General features: G+C 43.0%; 10 protein-coding genes. 8 read left to right on the forward strand and 2 right to left on the reverse strand.

Annotated elements, in window-relative coordinates:
- Positions 1-84 precede the first annotated feature (84 nt).
- The 3 genes from ACOJUO_RS15205 (at position 85) to ACOJUO_RS15215 (ending at position 3,262) form a co-directional block, all read left to right on the forward strand.
- The gene (locus tag ACOJUO_RS15205) at positions 85-1,314 is read left to right on the forward strand and encodes a hypothetical protein (RefSeq protein WP_422137412.1); all 1,230 of its coding nucleotides are present in this window, start codon (positions 85-87) and stop codon (positions 1,312-1,314) included.
- The gene (locus ACOJUO_RS15210; RefSeq protein WP_422137413.1) at positions 1,274-2,746 is read left to right on the forward strand and encodes a hypothetical protein; all 1,473 of its coding nucleotides are present in this window, start codon (positions 1,274-1,276) and stop codon (positions 2,744-2,746) included. The genes ACOJUO_RS15205 and ACOJUO_RS15210 overlap by 41 nt, the downstream gene beginning before the upstream one ends.
- A 132-nt stretch (positions 2,747-2,878) precedes the next feature.
- The gene (locus tag ACOJUO_RS15215) at positions 2,879-3,262 is read left to right on the forward strand and encodes a hypothetical protein (RefSeq protein ID WP_422140073.1); all 384 of its coding nucleotides are present in this window, start codon (positions 2,879-2,881) and stop codon (positions 3,260-3,262) included.
- A 199-nt stretch (positions 3,263-3,461) separates the two neighbouring features.
- Here ACOJUO_RS15215 and ACOJUO_RS15220 read toward each other — a convergent pair whose 3' ends face one another.
- Both ACOJUO_RS15220 and ACOJUO_RS15225 read right to left on the reverse strand, forming a co-directional pair.
- Positions 3,462-3,737, reverse strand: coding sequence for a helix-turn-helix domain-containing protein (locus ACOJUO_RS15220; RefSeq protein WP_422132875.1), 276 nt, complete (start codon positions 3,735-3,737; stop codon positions 3,462-3,464).
- Positions 3,734-4,090, reverse strand: coding sequence for a type II toxin-antitoxin system RelE/ParE family toxin (locus tag ACOJUO_RS15225; protein WP_422132876.1), 357 nt, complete (start codon positions 4,088-4,090; stop codon positions 3,734-3,736). Before ACOJUO_RS15225 ends, ACOJUO_RS15220 begins: the two co-directional genes overlap by 4 nt.
- Positions 4,091-4,432: 342 nt before the next feature.
- Between ACOJUO_RS15225 and ACOJUO_RS15230 the strand changes: the two genes are divergently transcribed.
- The 5 genes from ACOJUO_RS15230 to ACOJUO_RS15250 all read left to right on the forward strand — a co-directional run bounded on the left by ACOJUO_RS15230 (position 4,433) and on the right by ACOJUO_RS15250 (position 16,395).
- The gene (locus tag ACOJUO_RS15230) at positions 4,433-4,693 is read left to right on the forward strand and encodes a hypothetical protein (RefSeq protein WP_422137414.1); all 261 of its coding nucleotides are present in this window, start codon (positions 4,433-4,435) and stop codon (positions 4,691-4,693) included.
- A 102-nt stretch (positions 4,694-4,795) separates the two neighbouring features.
- Positions 4,796-9,208 carry a hypothetical protein gene (locus ACOJUO_RS15235; protein ID WP_422137415.1) on the forward strand — a complete coding sequence of 1,471 codons (4,413 nt, stop codon included), beginning with the start codon at positions 4,796-4,798 and terminating at the stop codon, positions 9,206-9,208.
- A gap of 48 nt (positions 9,209-9,256) precedes the next feature.
- Entirely contained in the window at positions 9,257-11,509 is a 2,253-nt protein-coding gene (locus ACOJUO_RS15240; protein ID WP_422132880.1) for a hypothetical protein, read from the forward strand.
- A gap of 204 nt (positions 11,510-11,713) precedes the next feature.
- Positions 11,714-12,862 (forward strand): hypothetical protein, encoded by a 1,149-nt coding sequence (locus ACOJUO_RS15245; RefSeq protein WP_422137416.1) that lies wholly within the window; start codon positions 11,714-11,716, stop codon positions 12,860-12,862.
- Between the two features lie 173 nt (positions 12,863-13,035).
- The gene (locus ACOJUO_RS15250) at positions 13,036-16,395 is read left to right on the forward strand and encodes a hypothetical protein (protein WP_422137417.1); all 3,360 of its coding nucleotides are present in this window, start codon (positions 13,036-13,038) and stop codon (positions 16,393-16,395) included.
- Positions 16,396-16,402: the final 7 nt, after the last annotated feature.

The raw sequence follows: 16,402 nt of genomic DNA on the forward strand, positions 1-16,402 counted from the left end.
ACTAGTAAACCTTCTCTGGTTGGGCTCATCTTCGTCGGCTCATCCTCGTCAAGATTAAGGACAATTAAAGGCAGGAAAAAAATAATGGAAGCATCATTTCAAAAATCATGTACTAATGTACAAAGTTCCTCTACTAGCATTGCTAAAGCCAGTGTTACAGAAACAGAAGATGCTACATCAACGCAGCGCATTGTTGCCGGCAGAGCCGTTAGCGCTCTCAGCGGTAAGCCATTCAGAGTCAGTCTCGATGATTTCACAACCGATTCTGTAACAGGACAAAAAGATCAAAAAGAGATCGGAATTTCCTCCAGAGCCGTTGCTTTAGATCCGAATACCTCTGAAGCCTCTCAGCGCAAACACAAACGGCTCTTTACCGATGCCGGAGATATTGCTCTTAGGGTAAAACCTAAAGCATCATTACCCAGATCTTTAACAAAGTTTAAAGCCAATCCGGGTGGCAACACGGCTATCTTAAACCAAAAACAAGTCGAGCTGATTCAAAAAGTCTTTGATGGTCGAAGCCATGAACTCTCAGAAGAGGAATTTAAGAACGTTATCGACTATTTTTCACGAAAAAATTTTAGAGATTACGTACCCCGAGCTTATTTAGAATCACCCGCCTTGATGAAAGAATTTTTAAGGAATGGTATTTTGAAAGTTTATGAAATACCAAAGAATAAACTGACTAAAGATATACTCTTGTCCAAGAGTAGTTTTGGTATTGGTTGTTGTGACTTCGATAAACTACCAGACGAATTGAAAACAGATTTTGATTTCCTTATTGAATATTCAGCCCGTAAAGGTATTCCCTTTGGTACACCACCGGAACTGGCTGTTCTTATTTATGATCATCTGGGCATCACGGAGAAAATAAAATCTCTCAATAAACTTCCAGATAGCTTTAAAAATAAAAATGATGATTTTTACGATGAGCTCATTCATTCAGGAATGATAGCGCTTGAAGACCTTCCAGAACACGTCAAGAGCAAAAACAAAGAATACTGTCTTTCGCAATTATCAAAAGGCCTGTGTGAATTATCAGAAGTTCCGGTTCATTTGTTGACGAAAGAATCCATTCTGGACTCGATCAAGGGTATATATTACGGGCGTAACTTTAGTAGAGTTTTTTTTGATGAATACAAGGTTTTTATCAAGGACTCTGTATTTTTTGAAGAAGTACTGGTCAGGGCTGTAACAGCTGATTTGGAAAGTGTTGATAAATATAATGCTTCATTGAAATATTCTTCAGGGGAATTATGTATGATGCAAGCATATGATTACGCCTCAAAAAGATATAAGTCAGACGCAAATTAAATTTCAACTGCCCAATACTTCGGCATTCGAATTGCTGGTAGCTGCTCACGCATTTGGTTTTAAACCTGCGGATCCAGCCTCCGGTCGTCAGTTACAGTCAGAGTTTGCCCATTCCGGTGAAACAGGCTTTCAATGGGTTTATTCTGGTCAGGATCCGCTATCACTGTTCGAAAAAGAGGGCACCATTGTTGGTGGTCGTACACTGGCAATACCTAATGGTGAAGAGGTTGATTACTATAAGTTCCATCGGGTCGGAGAGTGCATGTCTACTTTGGCAGAAGAAGGCATTATGCATAAATTTATTGCCAAAAGTGACCGCTTTAAAAGCCAGAAACCCCGTTTTGGCCAGTATCTTGCTGTACTGGAAAAGGATCTCCCTGAGAAGACACGAGGTTTCACTGACCGCTTGCAAGTCATCAATGTTGATGGTGAAAGAGCCGTACTGGTCTATCACTTCAAAGCGACAAACGACTATGGTGTATACGCTTACACTCCTGATGAAAAAAACACTCCTTATGTGACTGCTGAGCGAGGTCTATTGAATGGCATTCATGATATTGGCTTACTGAATGGCCAGTTTGGCATTATGCCTTCGTCAACGATACCCTCATTTCACGATACCGGACGTCGTTGGGTGTTTCTGAGTCCGTTGTTGGGGAACTCGAAATATTTTGCCCTCCCATTACCCGGAAAATTTGAAAGCTGGATCGAAGCTATTGAACGTCCTGATTTTGGCTGGGCTGGTCTGCGGGATTGGGGTGATGTGGAGTTTTATGGCTCTATGAAAAGTGGCCTGGCCGCCGCAGACTCTAAATCGGCGGGTTATACTCCAGAAGTTATGCAACGATTAAGCTTCGCCAATGCCCTGTGCGAAAACCTGCTGGCGGCTGTGTTATTAAGATCACGCTTGCGTCGGAACTCCCCGGATTATCATTATCAAAAACAATCGGCATTGAAAGAGACAGAAAACTTTATTGAACAGCTACTGAACGAATACCTGTCGGGCCTGTTTGCAAAAGAAAAAGAATTACAGCCCAAGGCAAGATTGCAAGAGTTCATGCAGTTAAACGATACCAAATACCGTTCATGGCTGACTCGGACAGCTCAGGAGATCCTGTACTGGACGGCCCTGCAACCTCATGAGGTCAAAGACCCCAGTGCATTTCCCTTTTCTGATGAGTGTTACTCGGAACACTTAAAGAAAAATGGACATCTTGATGAAATGTTGTACTCGAAATTGCATCCTGTGGACACGCAGAAAAAATTCCCCGGAGACTTTTACAAAGCCAATGGTCAGCCCAATCTCGGAGCCGTTAACGGTGTTTTTCCTCTGGTCAGTCTGACCAAGGGGCTTACGCTGTTGGCCGCCAATATTTTTGCATTCTCAGATCAATACTCCGAGGATGATAATTTGGCCTGGTCTAAGTTGTAGATAAGCAAATGGTGATTTACCAGGACCTTTCTACAGCAGATGGGAATATGACTGGATACCCTGAAGAATGTTTCCCGTGCCGAGCAACTGATTGATGATTTCAAAGGGGGGGATCAGTCCACCAATGATAAGCTGACCATAGCGATCACGGTGGATATGCTGGATACCGGAATTGATGTACCGGAAATAGTGAACCTGGTCTTTGCCAAACCCATCAAATCCAAAGTGAAATTCTGGCAGATGATTGGGCGGGGAACCCGGTTCTGTGAAAACCTGTATGGTCTGGGTAAGCATAAAGAAAAGTTCCGGATCTTCGACCACTGGGGCAACTTTGAATACTTTGAAGAAGACCCCGGAGAAGGCGAAGTCAGCCAAAGCAAATCATTGGCCCAAAAACGTCTTGAAGCCTGGATTGAACTGGGCAAAGCCGCTCAGAAAAAGTTTGAACAGGGCAGCCTGAAAACCATCGCCAGGCAATTAGTTCGCACCACAAACCCGGCAGCAACTTCAGGATGAAACAGGCCCTCTAATGCAATGGCTGGATATCCGGGGGCAGGGCATCATTCGAAACAAGGCTCAGTATTACTCACGATTACAAGCATTGAGAGAGCAAAAGGAGACTGGGAAAGCTGGTTACTGTTCATACTTGAAGCAGTGTTAGAAACGCCGCAAGAAGCCACAGCCCTGATGGGTGAAATAAAAGTCCAGATGCAGGTTATACTAGCCGAATTTCCAGCTTTTTACCCAGGGCAGCAGCAAAGCGCTCAAGTGTGGAGAGTTTTACATCCTCAGAATTGTTTTCGATACGGGATATCGCGCTTTTATGGGTTTGAAGCTTTTGTGCCAGCTGGAGCTGGGTCAACCCTGCTTCTTTTCTGGCCTCCTTGAGCAATACTCCAAACTTGAACGACTCATAGTCCTCATCATAACCGTCGGAAAATTCCGGGTCTCGGGCTTTCCTATCTTGAATGTATTGATCCAGATCACTCATGGTATCCTCCTGTTCAGATAATCCCTGCGACGCTTTTCTGCCAGCCTGATGGCTTTTGACGGTGTCTTCTGTGTCTTTTTTTGAAAAGCGTGATTTAATACGATCAGGCTGCTTCCGTCAAAGAAACCCAGCAGACGAAATATATCACTTCCAGATTGAACCCTAACCTCCCAGATTTCCTCAGTGCTAACCAAATTTTTAAAATAACTGCTTGGTACTTTCTCCTGCTCCTGAACCAGCTTCAGAACCCAGGTAACTTTTCGAGCCTGCTGGCTGCTCAGGGTATTCAGAAAATCAGCAACAGGCGTTTTGCCGTCTTCCGTTGTATAGAAACTGATTACACGAATGGTCATAGGTTAACACAGGTGTAAACTTTTTCCAGCCGGGTTCTGGTAGAAAATTCGGGTTCTGCCAGCCAGTAATGGATATAATCAGCGATATTTTTTGACTCGTTCCCACGGTCCACCGTGGGAATGCACACCTCCCCAACAAGTCAGGCACAGTAAATGAAGAGAGCCTATGGGTTCCAACGCAGGAACATGGGAACCAGACTGATGCTGAATCTAGAGCTCGTGCCCAAAGTGCATCCTTTGAGACTGATGCTCTGTTCAATGCCCTCAGCCAAAAAGCCTTCGCCGGAGAGCTATAAGCCGAACTGAATATTCATCCGATGGTGGCATGGTATCCGTGCTACCATGCAATCCATGATCGCTTCATCCAAAGACAAGGCAACAGCAGATATTTTTAACGATAAGGCTTCCCGCCTGGCCCGCAAAGTCTGTCCACAGTCGTTTTGGCAAATCGCCGCAAGAAAGCTGGATCAGCTGGATTCTGTGCTAATCCTGGATGAACCACCGGGTAACTGTCGTGAAGCCTTGACCCGAGACCGGAAAGGGCGTGAAATTCGTATGATTTTTTTGCCGGAATCAAAAATATTGACTAGGCTCTTGCACTGATAGCGGTCACCATGAGTTGTTGATGCCTGTTTCAATGGTAAAAACAATAAAGACCATTATTTGTTTTCGTGCGTTCATCAATGATTGGATTTAAACAATCTCATGAGAAGATACGCATTATTTTTTATTTTTACCCTGCAGTTGTCCTGGGCAAGCATCAGCAATTCAGATACGGATAATCACGGTTATCGTGAAGCTGAAAGCGGGTTAAATACACTTTCACCTTTTGATTTTGAGTTTCACAGTGTGTCGCCATTGGGCTTCTTTTTCCGTCTTGGAGATGATTTTACTTATCGACGTTATGGCGATTATTTATCACTGAACGGTTTGCGCACACTGCCCACGCTGGCGTTTAACGCCATGATTTACTGGATGGTGAGTAAAACTACAGCCTCCGTACTGAGCCGCTGGACAGAAAACCCTTTGATGCTGCACACCGCTCAAGTCTTGTCCATGGCCATTTTGCCCGGTGTAAAAAGTGCCTTGTACACTTGGTATACCGGGACTCGTTTGGGATCAGAACAAATTCAGGTGGACCCTCCTCACATTCGCAAGCGATTTTACCTGGAGCTGATTTACCAGCAGCAAAGTCACCAGCAGACTTTGCGAATAACGCCATTCCCGTTGAACCCATCCATCAGCCCCTGGTTGGCCGAGACTCCATTAGCTGAGGGTTACTCCCCCTGGCTGGAGCTGTACGAGGCCAGTTCGCAACACGGTGTCGTCCATATTGATCTCTCATGGGTTTCACCCATGGCGGCAAATGCCATTCGCATTGATATTGACTATTCAGACAAAAGCAGGGAGTCAACTTTAGTCACCCTGACCAACACTGGAAACTCAGAAAGTTTACCGGTGAGTATTGAGTCGTTGTTGCATAATGAGGCGAAAGATTTTGCCAATGGTTTTTCCATTGCTAGCCTGCTAAGCGATGCGGTCATTAAAAACACCATAGCTTTGATCCAAAATCCGGATTCGGCCTCAACCAGCCTCCCTGTGTCACAGGTCGCTGGCAACGTTGAATTTGAGGCGGATGGTCATAGCGGTCAGCTCTCACTTTGTGGCGAGCAGCAACCCGAATGCAACAGCCATCTGCAATTGACCTATAAACTGTTTCCATACCCGCATTTTGGTATGACTTTGCAGGGGCAGCAGGACATCAAAACCAGCGTTGACGCGACCATTAAACAGCTGGCGAATGCCAACCGCGCTGAGCTGATTCTGCAACTGCTGGAAAAGGCGGTTCTACACTTTTTCATAGCCTCTTTTCAGCAAAACAATCAGGAGCCAGAGAATACTGGCAAGCCTTATTTTCAGGCCTCCTCTCAACATAACGAAAGAAGCCTTAAAACGATCATAACCCCCCCTCACGATAAGCTTGCTAAAGCGTTGCAGCCAGTGGTTAAAACGTTGATGCCGGAAGGTGGTATCTGGAAATCAGGAAAGCTCTCCGACGTTCCACCGGTGCTGTGGGTGCTGCATCCTGCGTTATTTAGAAGTTTTATGGTAAAGCCCGAAGTCTCATCATCCGGACCTTTAAAAAGGTTTAAGGTTAGTCCGGGTGTGAACACCGCTCTTCTTACCGGGAAACAAGTCGAGTTGATTCAAAAGGTCCTTGATGGCAAAGCCAGTGAAATCACAGAAGATGAGTTCGTGAACGTTATCGACTATTTTTCAATAATAAATTCCAGGCAATATGTACCTGATGCTTATCTAGAATCACCCAGCCTTATGAAAGACTTTGTGAGGAATGGTGTTTTATGCGCTGACGAAATACCAGTAGATAAACTAACTAAAGATATACTTTTAGCTCAGAGCGATGGTATTCGTACCCTTACCCGCTATGATAAATTACCTGATGAATTGAAAAAAGATCTTGATTTTCTTATTGAATTTTCAGGGCGTTATGGCATTCCCTACAGCACACCAGCAAAATTGGCAATTTTTATTTATTGTCACTTGGACACCGTGGAAAAAATAGGGTCCTTGCATCGTCTTCCAGCCAGTTTTAAAAGTGACTACTTATACGACGAGCTCATTCGTTCAGGAATGATCGAGCTTGATTACCTTCCAGAACGCATTAAAAATAAAAACAAAGCCTTCTGCCTTTCACAATTGGCAAATGGCTTTTGTGAATTATCAGACGTTCCGATTCATTTTATGACAAAAGAATCCATCCTGAGTTCGATTAATAATGGTAAACATTTGCTTCGTAATTTTCGTAGAATTTGTTCCGATGAATACAAAATGTTCACCAGTGATCCTGTTTTTTATGAAGAACTACTGGTCAAGTTCGTCACAGTCGAATTGGGAATGTTGGATAAGTTCGATTCTGTATTATACTCTGATTTAAACGATTCCTGCTTGTGTGAGGTGCATAATTCTGCATTAAAAAGATATGAGGCAGATGGGGAAAAATTTGGTTTATTATTAAAAAAACTGACAAAAGCAAATCCTTTTATTTTGCTTTACACTGTAAATCTGGATGCTGCCTTGCTTCAGCAATTAATCGGCATAGCAAAGGAGTCATTATTAGACATATTAAGCAGGAGACCTAAAGTAAGTCATGGCTTATACCCTGGACTAATTGATGGTTTCTTTGACAAAGTGAATGCAGATGAAAGTTTTAAAGTCCGTGTCCTGAATATTGTTTCTCCTTATGTTCTTGCTCATATTGGGGAGTCTTTCAAACCCCGTATTCGTTTTCCAGAGCAAATCCTCAAGGAGCAAGATAAAATGGTGCTCAAATCCAGGCCCTTTCACAAGGGAAAAGAGCATCTTCTGTTCAGAAAGTTACGGCCTGTCGATCGTAGCATTGTAGTAGAATACATTGAACGACACAGGGAGTTTGTGTACTTTTTTAAAGACAAAGAATATCTCGAAAGTTGCTGCACTGACCCGATACTCCGGCAAAGACTCATATATACATTTGCACAAAGGCTTGTTGCCAATAAACATGATTTATTGCATGATTATAAGGATAATCTGCCCCGACAATTGCTGGATGATACTCTTGATTTTCTCAAAGATCCGGCACTTTTTTTCAAACTGGATTCTTCTGAAAAACTCACAGAACCCGTTAATCCTCTGGAATTTCAACTGCCCAATACTTCGGCATTCGAATTACTGGTGGCTCTTCACGCATTTGGTGTTCATTTTGCGGATCAAGATTCCACTCGACAATTAAAGTCAGAGTTCGTTCGTGCCGCTGAAACAGAGTTTCAACCGGTTTATCCTGGTCAACATCCGATAACACTGTTTGAGAAAGAAGGTACCATCGTTGGTGGACGTACACTGGCAATAGCCAATGGTGAAGAGGTTGATTACTATAAATTCCATCGGGTCGGAGAGTTGAAGACGGCCCTGGCGAAAGAAGGCATTATGCATCAATTTGCTGCCAAAAGTGACCGCTTTAAAAGTCAGAAACCCCGTTTTGGCCAGTACCTTCTGGTGCTGGAAAAGGATCTTCCCAAGGGTACCCAAGGTTTCACTGATTGCTTACAAGCGAGCGATTTTGATGGTAAAAGAGCCAGTCTGGTTTATCACTTCAAGGCGACAAACAACTTTGCTAAATACGCTCACACTCCTGATGTAACCGGAACCCCTTATGCGACAGCTGAGCAGGGTCTACTGAAGGGCATTCATGATATTGGCGTACTTAATGGCCAGTTTGGCATTATGCCTAAGTCCAGGTTACCGTCCTATCACGCTAGCCAACGTCCCTGGGTGTTCCTGAGTCCGTTGTTGGACGAGTCACTTTATTCTGTCTTCCCCTTACCCAGAGAGTTTACGGGCTGGATCGAAGCTATTGAACGTCCTGAATTCGGCTGGAATGGTTTAAGGGATTGGGGCAATATGGAGTCTTATGGCGCTGTGAAAAGTGGCCTGACTAAGAGAGACTTAAAAACTACGGATTATTCTCCGGAGGTTTTGCAACGGCTAAGCTTTGCCAATGCTATTTGCGAAAAATTGCTGTCAGCCGTGTTGTTGAGATCGCGCCTGCGTCGCAACTCCCCGGATTATCATTATCAAAATCTACAGGCAGTGAAAGAGACAGAAAACTTTATTGAACAGCTACTGAACGAATACCTTTCGGGTTTGTTTGCAAAAGAAAAAGAATTACAGCCCAAGTCAAGATTGCAGAAATTGATGCGACTTGACGATGCTAAATATCGTCCATGGTTGACTCGTACAGCCCAGGAGATTCTATACTGGACTGCCCTGCAACCTGATGAGGTCACAGACCCTTGTGCTTTTACCCCTTCTGGCGAGTGCTATTCAGAACATCTGAAACGCAGTGGACGCCTGGATAAAACACTGTACCCGAAACATTTACACCCCCTGGATGAGCATAAAAAATTTCCCAGAGATTTCCGCCTGGCTACTGGTCAGTCCATTCTTGGGGCCAGGCGCTCTGTTTTTCCCCTGATCAGTCTGGTTAAGGGGCTTACCCTGTTTGTCAGTAATATTTTTGCCTACGAAGACCAATATACCGAGGGTGCTGATTGGGAATAGCGTGGATATCCGCCATTGCATCCTGCATCCAGGGTTATTTAGATTATTTTGTGCCGTCCTGGCCCGGGCTGGGGTCTTTTTCCGACTCTGTGTTTTTTTGGAACTTCTGACAGAGCTAAAGCCGATGTTCCAGAAAATGCTAGAGAAAATCAGGGCAATATCTCCGGCAGAGTCGTCAGACCTGTCAGCGATGGAACGTTGGGCTTCAATCGAGAAGATTTCGAATCAGAACCCACAAAAGATCAAAAAGAGACCGGAATGTCCTCCAGAGTGGTTGTTTTAGATATAGATACCTGTGAAGCCAGTGTACGCAAAACAAAGCTGAACTTTAACGATGCTGTAGATATTGGTCTTTCGATAAAGTCCGAAGCATCAACACCCGGAACTTTAAAAAAGCTTAAAGCGAGCCCGGGCACGAGCAATGCTATCTTTACGGAAGAACAAGTCGAGCTGATTCAAAAGCTTATTGATGGTCGAGGCCATGAACTCACAGAAGGTCAATTCACTAAAATTATCAGCTTTATAAGACGACAAGACCTTAGCCGATTTTTGCCTCGAGCTTATCATCAATCGCCAATTCTTATGAAAGAGTTTGTAAGACATGGTATTTTTGCGATTCAAGAACTACCAAAAAATAAGCTAACCAAGGGTATACTATTGGCCCAGCCTATGTATATACCTTTCCGATGTGGCCTCGATGATCTAACCGATGAATTGAAATGTGATATTAATTTTCTTATTGAGTATTCGAATCTGTATGGTATTCCCCAAGATACACCATTCAGTCTGGCCGTTTTTATTTATAGCCACTTGAATACCACAGCGAAAATGAAATCGCTGGAAAATCTTCCAGTCAGTTTCAAAGATGATGATTTTTATGATGAACTTATTCGCTCAGGAATGATAAGGCTTAAAGACCTTCCAGAATATATTAAAAGTAAAAACGAAGCTTATTGTCTGTCACAACTATCAAAGGGTTTGTGTGATTTGCCAGAGGTTCCGGCTCAGTTTTTGACAAAAGAAGTTATTTTGGATTCGCTCAGTAGCTGTAATTGGTATCATAATTTTGAGAGTATTTACTACCAGAAATGCAACCTGTTCACCAAGGATTCTGTCTTTTTTGAAGAAATCATGCTCAAGGTGGTAACTGCTGAATTGGAAACAAATAATCTTGTCGATGATGCCTATCGAAGGTCCCTGTTCAGGGTATATTCTCTTGCTTCGAAACTGTATGAAAATGACAAAAAAAAATTTGGTCTTTTATTAAAAAAACTGGTGAAAGTTAATCCTTTTGTATTGAATTCTATTGGGGGTTTTAAGGGTGAGCAGTTTCAGGAGTTAATCGATATAGCAAAGTATTCATTATTGGACATATTAAGTAGTAGGCCTGAAGTAAGCCAAGGTTTTAGTATTTTGGCTCTTTATGGTTTCTTTGAAATAGTTAATGCAGACAGCGCTTTTAAAACCCATGTTTTGAATGTTGTTTATCCTTATTTTCCTGATCATGGGATCGAGTATCTTCCAGATGAAATTCAGAATGAGCTGGATCGAATAGTGCTCAAATCTGAAGCCTTTGATATGGGATGTCATCACATTCTGAACAGAAAGTTATTGCCCGCTGACCCTCGCACTGTAATTGACTATATTGAACGGAATCGGGAATTTTTGAGGCTTTTTAACAATAAAGAATATTTGGAGAAGTCTTGCAATGATCCAATAGTCCGGAAAAGGCTCATTCCAATACTTGCAGAAAGGTTAGTTACTAATAAAGAAGATGTATTGTATGTTTGGCAATTTTGTCTCCCCCGACAATTATTGGATGATACTCTGGATTTTCTCAAAGACCCGGCACTTTTCTCGAAACTGGATGCTTCTGACAAATTGTCAGAACCCGTTAATCCTCTTAACTTTCAGCTGCGCAATACTTCGGCACTCGAATTAATAGACGATTCCAAATACCGTTCATGGTTGACTCGCACAGCTCAGGAGATCCTTTACTGGACTGCCTTGCAACCCTGTGAGGTGACGGACCCTTGTGCCTCTCCCCTCTCTGGTGAGTGTTACTCGGAACACTTAAAGCAGAAGGGCTGTCTTGATGAAACATTGTACCCGAAACCTCTGCATCCCCTGGAAATACAGAAAAAATTTCCCAGAGACTTCTGCAGAGCGAATGGTCAGCTCAACCTTGGAGCCATTAACGCTGTTTTTCCACTGGTCGCTCTGACCAGGGGGCTTACGCGGTTGGTCAGCAATATTTTTGCCTACGCAGGTCAATACGCTGAAGATGAAAGTATGGAATGACCTGGATATCCACAGTTCATCCTGTACCTCAGGCTATTCACATTGTTTTTTGCGACACTGGCCCGGCCAGAGGTCTTTTTTCAGCTCTATGATCTTTCTTTTTTTGGAACTTTTGTTAAATAAACGGGTCTAGAATACGTATGCATTCTTTAGATGGGCTCTCCCTCGACAAGATTAAAGACAATTAAAGTAAGGAATAAAACAATGGATCGATTACTACAACCCTCATTTGATTATGGGGTAACTCCCTCTGCTTCTACTGTTGGAACAGATGATAAAGTAGAAAATGCTCCAGCGAATCAGGGCAAACTCTCCGGCAGAACCGTCAGCCCTGTCAGCAGTGAGCCAGTGGGAGCCAATTGCCCCGATTTGACAGCAGATCACATAACCGGACCAAAAGATCAAAAAGAGATCGGAATTTCCTCCAGAGTCGTAGCTTTGACTGTAGACACTGTCGCTACAAACAAACCAGAATTTGATCCTGCCAGGCCTACAGAACCCGCACACCATAAATTCGTTGCACCTTTGCAGCCAGTGGATGAAACATTGATGCCAGTAACCCGGCTTCCTGTTTCCCGTGAGCATCCGGAGCAATCGCTGGATGAGCATCAAATGACTGCGCCAGTACCCGGTGTTGTAAAAACAGGTGCTGAAAAATCACCGGCAAAGTTTCAGGAAAATGACATAATACTGCTCTACCCACAAAATTCTGTCAGCCCCTCCGGTTTTGATTTGCATGTCAATCCGGGAAAACTTAAAGATGCTCTTACATCGCATGTCCATGATAGATTGGTTTTTCTTTATGATCATAACCGTAGAGACGATTGGCCTGCCAAGGATGAAGTGAAGTCACTGGCAGATTCAATATTAACGAGGTTGCCGACAGCGTTATATGAGTTTCTGAATAAAGACTGGTCTGGTAGAGACAGTTTTGCCCCCGAGGAGTATCAAGCTTTGGTGAAGTTCCACGGTGCATTTATTTTTTTTGGTAAATACGATTATTTGAAAGGGGTTTTTTATGAAGAAAAAGGTACGGAATACCCGACGTTCAATCCGGACGAAAAGTACAGTGAATTAAAAAAACTCTTGCTCAAGGACTGCCTACCTCTGCGTAATGGCTGGAGTGAGGACGAACGGGTGATTATTGAAGAGTGGTTGAACATCGAACTGACAAATTGCCAAGACTATCCTGACTGGGAGGAAATCGTTACCTATATAGATTATTGTCATTATGGCCCGTTAAAAGCCGATTGTGTTTCTGTTTGCAATGACCCATGTTACTGCGTGCTTGAAAATCGGGCTGCATATAATCGCATTAAAAATCTTGAGAGCCAATTGGAAGAATTGCAATAACACAACCACTCTTTCAGGCGGATTAACGTTTGAATTTTATCGAATTTTTTTTCAACTCTGCGATTCTTCTTTCTTGGAACTTTCGTTTAATTAACGGGTCTAAATTCTAAGCATTCTTTGGGAAATCTCATCCTCGTCAAGATTAAGGACAATTAAAGGCAGGGAAAAAAACGATGGAACGATTATTTCAACTCCCACATAATGAAGGACCAGCTACTTCTACTTACATTGCTGCAGCCGATGTTCCGAAAAAGAATAAAGCAAATGATGGCAATGCTTTCGGCAGAAGCGTCAGCCCTGTCAGCGTTGAGCTGGTGGGAATCAAACACGCAGATTTCACGGCAGTAACAGGACAAAAAGATCAAAAAGAGATCGGAATTTATTCCAGAGCCGTTGCTTTAGATGGAGATAACCGTGAAGCCACTAAACGCACATCAAAAATGGACTTTACCGATGCCAGAGATATAAAGTCCGAAGCACAATTACCCGGACCTTCAGAAAAGCCTAAAGTCATTCAGGATGCAAACACTGCTCTCATAAGCGACCAACAAATCAAGCTGATTAAAAGTCTCATGAATGGTGAAGAAGGTAGATTCACAGTCGATGAATTTATAGCTGTTATCGACTTTCTTGATTTTTGTCCTGAAAAAAAATTACCTGAAGATTATTACAAATCACCCACTCTTTTGTCAGGGATAATAAGAAGTCATCTTTGGGATGTTTTCAAACTGGACAGAAGTGATAAAATGAGGGAAGTATTACAATCAACACCCGAAAGGAAAAAACAGATATTATTGACTGATGTCAGGAAAACGGGGTTAAGGTTTCGCTACATAAGCCTTCCTGAAGAACTAAAAAACGATATGGACTTTCTGACTGAATACTCAAGTTTGCAGGGTATTCCTCCTGATACACCGCCGAAACTGGCTGTGTCGATCTATGAGCACCTGGACATAGGAGCTAAAATAAATTCTATCAATGTTCTGCCGCCCAGTTTTACAGATGAAGGCTTTTATGATGAGCTTGTCCATTCAGGAAGAATCGAACTTAAATATCTGCCATTCTACATCAGAGACAAAAACAAAGAGTACTGCCTTTTGCAATTATCAAAAGGTCTCTGCAGGTTATCAGAGGTTCCGGATCAGTTTATAACAAAGAAGGCTATTTTGGATTCGATCAATAGTGACAGTTTGCATGTTGATTTTATCAATATTTTTAAAGATGATACCAAGTATAAGATGCTGAGCAATGATTCTGACTTCTTTGAAGAAGTCGTTCTCAAGTTTGCTTTAACAGCGTTGGAAAGAGAAATGAAATTCGAAGATTCAAGAGCCTATCCATTGTCTTCTGTTTATCAATGTTGTACAGATAGGTTCAGGGATGACAGGGGGAAACTTGCTTTATTGTTAAGAAAACTGGTAAAGGCTAATCCTTTTTTTGTTATAAACGTTGAAAGTCAGGATGACAGGTTGCTTGAGGGATTGATTAAAACAGGAAAAGAATCACTGTTAGAGATGTTAAGCATTAGACCTGTAATAAGTCAGGGTTTTGATACGAAAGTTCTATCTTTGTTCTTTAAGAAAGTTAAAGCAGACGATAATTTTAAAAGCGATGTTATGAATGTTGTTTTTCCGTATTTTCCTGAAGATTATTCCCGTAGTTTTCCGGAAGATATATTACTAAAGCAAGATGCTATTGTTCTGGCTTCTGAACCTTTTGATGCTGGAAAAACGCATATTTTAGATAGACGTATAAAACCTGATAAAGCCGAACTCATAATAGATTACATTGAGTATTATCAATCTTTTTTACGTCGTTTTAATAGCAAAAAATATTTGGAGAAGTGTTGTACGGATGCAACAATCCGGCAAAAACTTATTCATGTTCTGGCTAACAGAATCATTGCAGACAAGCAGCTGTTCATGTCGGAGTGGAGAGGTTGTGTACCCCGAAAATTAATTGACGATACTCTGGCTTATCTCAATAATCCTGCCCTTTTCTCAGAACTGGATGTCTCAGGCACATTAACAGAGCCGGTGAATCCACTCAAATTTCAACAACCCAATACGTCGGCATTTAAGCTGCTGGTGTCTCTCCACGCATATAGCTTTGAGTTTGACGAAAAAGACGCCAGTCGTCAGTTGCAATCAGAATTTGACCGTGCAGATCGCACTTATTTTGAACCGGTTTATTGCAGTCTGCATCCATTGTATTTTCCGATGAAAAGGCTTGGGCTGTGGGTTGATAGTATTGAACATCCATTATCACTATTTGAAGGCGAGGGAGCCATCGTGGGTGGTCGTACACTGGCAGTAGAGAATGGTGAGGACGTTGATTACTATAAATTCCAGAGACTTGGAGAGTCCGTAGCCACCCTGGCACAAGAAGGTATTATGCATCAATTTATTGCCAGGGTGACCAATAACCGCTTTAAAAGCCAGCTACCCCGTTTTGGTCAGTACCTTATCGTAATGGAAAAGGATCTCCCCAAGAGTATTCGAGGTTTCAGTGACCGTTTACAGGTGATCAATATTAATGGGAGAAGAGCCTTCCGGGTCTACCACTTCAAAGCGACAAAAAACTACGCTAAATACGCTCATACTCCCGATACAACCAGCAGCCCATACGCAAACGCCGAGCGAGGCCTGTTTGCCGCCATTCACGACATTGGCGTACTTAATGGCAAGTTCGGCGTTATGCCTACTTCAACGATCCCGGCATTTCATGATACCGGACGACGTTGGGTGTTCCTTACTCCATTGTTGGGTAACTCCATTTGTTTTGCCTTGCCATTACCCGGAACCTTTGGAGGCTGGGTTAAAGCCATTGAACGCCCTGACTTTGGTTGGGATGGTTTACGGGACTGGGGCGATGTTGAGTTTTTTGGCTCCATGAGCAGCGGCCTCTCTGCCAGAGACTCAAAAACTTCGGGATATACTCCCGAGGTTCTGCAGCGGTTAAGTTTTGTCAATTCCCTCTGTGAAAACCTGCTGGCAGCCGTGTTGTTAAGAGCACGCCTGCGCCGCGACTCTGCGGATTATCATTATCAAAATCAACTGGCAGTGGAAGAGACAGAAAACTTTATTGAGCAACTACTGGACGAATACCTGTCAGGCTTGTTGGCAAAAGAAAAAGAGTGTCCGCCCAAGCCAAGACTGCAAGAATTTATTGGTCTCGACTATAACACATACCGTTCATGGCTGAAGCGGACAGCCGAGGAAATCCTGTACTGGACGGCAAAGCAGCCCAGTGAGGCCAAAGACCGTAGTCCACTTGATCCTTCTGTCGAGTGTTTCTCAAAACATATAAAGGCTACTGGAAATCTGGATGCCACATTGTACCCAGAAGGTTTGCGTCCCTTCGATAAGCATTTAAAATTCCCCAAAGACTTCCATAATGTGAATGACGAACTCAACCTGGGAGCCAATAACGCCGTCTTTCCTCTGGTCAGTCTGGTCAAGGGGCTTACGTTGTTAGTCGGCAATATTTTTGCGTTCGCCAATCAGTACACTGAAGATGAAAATAGGGAATGACATGGGT

It is taken from the genome of Endozoicomonas sp. ALC020, from assembly GCF_049275935.1.
Lineage (GTDB): Bacteria > Pseudomonadota > Gammaproteobacteria > Pseudomonadales > Endozoicomonadaceae > Endozoicomonas_A.

Excerpts from the sequence above, each read along its gene's own strand:
- ACOJUO_RS15205 (WP_422137412.1), top strand. The coding sequence starts at position 85 with ATGGAAGCATCATTTCAAAAATCATGTACTAATGTACAAAGTTCCTCT.
- ACOJUO_RS15235 (WP_422137415.1), top strand. The coding sequence starts at position 4,796 with ATGAGAAGATACGCATTATTTTTTATTTTTACCCTGCAGTTGTCCTGG.
- ACOJUO_RS15210 (WP_422137413.1), top strand. The coding sequence starts at position 1,274 with ATGATTACGCCTCAAAAAGATATAAGTCAGACGCAAATTAAATTTCAA.
- ACOJUO_RS15220 (WP_422132875.1), bottom strand. The coding sequence starts at position 3,737 with ATGAGTGATCTGGATCAATACATTCAAGATAGGAAAGCCCGAGACCCG.
- ACOJUO_RS15250 (WP_422137417.1), top strand. The coding sequence starts at position 13,036 with ATGGAACGATTATTTCAACTCCCACATAATGAAGGACCAGCTACTTCT.
- ACOJUO_RS15245 (WP_422137416.1), top strand. The coding sequence starts at position 11,714 with ATGGATCGATTACTACAACCCTCATTTGATTATGGGGTAACTCCCTCT.
- ACOJUO_RS15230 (WP_422137414.1), top strand. The coding sequence starts at position 4,433 with ATGCAATCCATGATCGCTTCATCCAAAGACAAGGCAACAGCAGATATT.
- ACOJUO_RS15225 (WP_422132876.1), bottom strand. The coding sequence starts at position 4,090 with ATGACCATTCGTGTAATCAGTTTCTATACAACGGAAGACGGCAAAACG.